General features: G+C 52.2%; 3 protein-coding genes. 2 read left to right on the forward strand and 1 reads right to left on the reverse strand.

The genetic code is table 11. From position 1 onward, the window contains the following. Positions 1-1,326: Mur ligase family protein (locus JJU47_RS08595; protein ID WP_228618269.1), on the reverse strand; the 1,326-nt coding region annotated here is incomplete at its 3' end. A gap of 156 nt (positions 1,327-1,482) precedes the next feature. Between JJU47_RS08595 and JJU47_RS08600 the strand changes: the two genes are divergently transcribed. Both JJU47_RS08600 and JJU47_RS08605 read left to right on the forward strand, forming a co-directional pair. Continuing rightward, positions 1,483-1,776 carry a hypothetical protein gene (locus JJU47_RS08600; RefSeq protein WP_228618271.1) on the forward strand — a complete coding sequence of 98 codons (294 nt, stop codon included), beginning with the start codon at positions 1,483-1,485 and terminating at the stop codon, positions 1,774-1,776. Positions 1,777-1,933: 157 nt separating this feature from the next. Then, on the forward strand, positions 1,934-2,770 hold the full coding sequence (locus JJU47_RS08605) for a Cof-type HAD-IIB family hydrolase (protein WP_228618273.1): 837 nt from the start codon (positions 1,934-1,936) through the stop codon (positions 2,768-2,770). Positions 2,771-2,943 lie beyond the last annotated feature (173 nt).

Raw genomic sequence — 2,943 nt, forward strand, 5'->3', positions numbered from 1 at the left:
TTCGGCGAACGCACGAATCGCGTCGTGTCGGACCGGGTGAACGGACAATGGGGGACGAGCGGTTCGGCCGAGCACCAAATCGTCAAGGATCTGTAGCGGGGCCTCGTCTCTTGGGTCGTGTACCGATAACATATAGTCCGCCCCCGATTGCGAGACGATTTGAGTCATCCCGCTACGCTTTGAGCGGTCCCGCTCCCCGGCGGCGCTGAGCAGGACGAGGACGCGGGTATGACGTTCGGTCAACACCGTGACGACTTCTTGAATCGCATCCGGCGTATGCCCGTAGTCGACATAGGCGAGGGAAGCGATCCCTTCGATTCGTTCGAGCCGTCCGCTCGGCAAGCAAAGAGAAACAAGATGCGGTGCGGCGTCTTCAAGCGACACCCCGGTGGAGAGGACGATTCCGAGAGCGCACAGCATGTTGTCGAGGTTGTACGTTTCTGTGAACGGAGGTGTGATGTCAGTGGATTGTCCTTTCATATAAATCGACAAGCGATCATGGTCGAGTTTTCTAAACAAATCAACAGAGGCGTCGTGTCGGCTGTAATAGCTTCGTTTCACACTACGGGGTGCGGCTGCATCCATCCGCCCATGGAATGAGTCATCTCGGTTAAGGAAGACATGACCGTTCGCCGTTACTTGTCGGAACAGACGTGCTTTCGTCTCGGCATAAGAATCCATCGATCCATGATAGTCCAAATGATCGTGGGTCAAGTTTAGAAAAGACGCTGACTGAAAGGAAAGTCCTGTAATTCGGGATTCAGCAATCGCCTGAGAGGAAACTTCGATGACGCAATCGGTGATTCCGGCCTTGAGCATCTCAGCTAAATGACGATTGAGCGTCAATGGGTCGGGTGTCGTGTTCGGTGTCGTAAACGTCTGACCGGCGTATTGAATTCCGAGCGTCCCAATCCATCCAGCCTTCGTCCCGAGAGACGTGAACAGTTGATATGCAAGCGAGGTCGTCGTCGTTTTCCCGTTTGTCCCCGTGACACCGTGTATCCGCAGACGTTTGGAAGGCTCGTCATAAAACGTTGCCGCGAGCTCGGCCAAAGCGATTTTTGTATCCTGACAATAGATGACAGGTATAGGCGCATCGATCGGTCGTTCCGCGATGATGGCGGTAGCTCCGTTTGCGATGGCTTCATTGATGAAGTTGTGTCCGTCATGCCGATGTCCGGTTATGCAAACGAATATATAATTGTTTTTTATTTCTTTCGAGGAGAAAGCAATCCCTTCGATGAACGTTTCATTCGGACGTTCCAAATACGTCCACGTGACAATCTGGCTTAGTCCTGCCATGAGGTGTTGTAAAGTGTTGAGCACGAGGCGTTCTCCTTTTTCTAATAAGTCCATTTTGACAGTATAGCCGCCGTTTGTGAAAAAGAAGTGAAATCGAAACAACGTGAGATTTACTCATGTTTTTGTTTCAAAAGCAGTGGAAACATAGGGTTAACCATACAAAATGGAGGAGAAACAAGTATGAATCCGTACGTCAAACTTGGTGTCACGATCGGTGTATCCACGTTTCTCATGTACTGGCTCATGTACGTGAACGTGTTTCAACTCAATCACGTCTTTTTCAGTCAAACACGACTCTATATGGCGCTCATTATGGGCTCAGTCATGGCGTTTATCATGTTGCTCTTCATGTGGGGGATGTACAAAAACAAAAAACTGAACGCGATCATTTTAAATCAGCTGGCTATGTCACAGTTCAGCCGCGAGTATGATCAGTTATTCGGCCTGTCGCCACAGGCCGACGTTCGGCAGTAACGACAGCTTTGACAAACGAAATACGCAAGCGGTATGCTTGATGGGAAACGACATATGATTAGGATTGTTACTGACTCGCAGGCAAAACCTAAACCGGGCGCACACGTTGCGTCTGGTTTAGGTTTTTCTTGTATTCAGGACAAAAAAGGAGAACATTATGCGACATATCATCTTTCTAGATGTCGACGGCACGCTCGTCGATGACCACGGAAACATCCCGGAATCGGCCAAGGAAGCCGCCCAGACAGCGAGACAGAACGGTCATCTCGTCTTCTTATCGACGGGCCGCTCGAAAGCAGAGTTGTTCCCGGACATTCTTGACGTCGGCTTTGACGGCATCATCGGAGCGGCCGGAGGCTATATCGAGCTCGATGAGGAAGTGCTGTTCCATCAACAAGTGTCCATCGATGACTTGAGCCACCTCATCTCGTTCTTCACGGAACACGGCATCGACTTCTATCTCGAATCCAACGACGGTCTGTTCGCCGGTGGGAACGCCAAGAGTCGGATTGCGACACTGATCGACGAGTTGATGGCGAACAACCCAGAGGCGAGTGCGACAATCGAGCGTGGCTTGAAGCCGTTCCATGACGCGATGAGAGAAGGGGTCGACCTCGTCCGTCCCGACGTGAACAAGATCTCGTTCCTCGGTTCCTCCGTGCCGCTCGACGTCATCCAACAAGAGTTCGCTTCCCGCTTCACCGTCATCCCGAGTACGGTCGCCGTATTCGGCGCCAACAGCGGGGAGCTGTCCATCCCAGGCGTCAACAAGGCGACGGCGATCGCGACGCTGCTCGAACATCTAGGGCTCGAGCGCTCGCAGACGTTCGCCTACGGAGACGGGTTGAACGACATCGAGATGCTCGAATACGTCGAGGTCGGTGTCGCCATGGGGAATGCCAAACCCGAGGTCAAGCGTGTCGCGGACGATGTGACGGACGACTGCGATCAAGACGGTCTCTTCAACAGCTTTAGAAAATATGGATTGATATAATTGAGAATTGAGGCCGTCTTTGGAGACGGTCTCTCAGATTGTAGACAAAGTCACGTTTCAGGCGAACTGAAACGTGACTTTGTCGTTTTAGGGCCTTGAGGCGCTCTGCCCGAGCCCCTGTTCAGGCGGGCTGGGTGTTCTTCCATGCCCAGCCCGCCATCTTCTTGAGATTG

This window comes from Exiguobacterium sp. (assembly GCF_020832205.1).
In the GTDB taxonomy this organism is placed as follows: domain Bacteria; phylum Bacillota; class Bacilli; order Exiguobacteriales; family Exiguobacteriaceae; genus Exiguobacterium.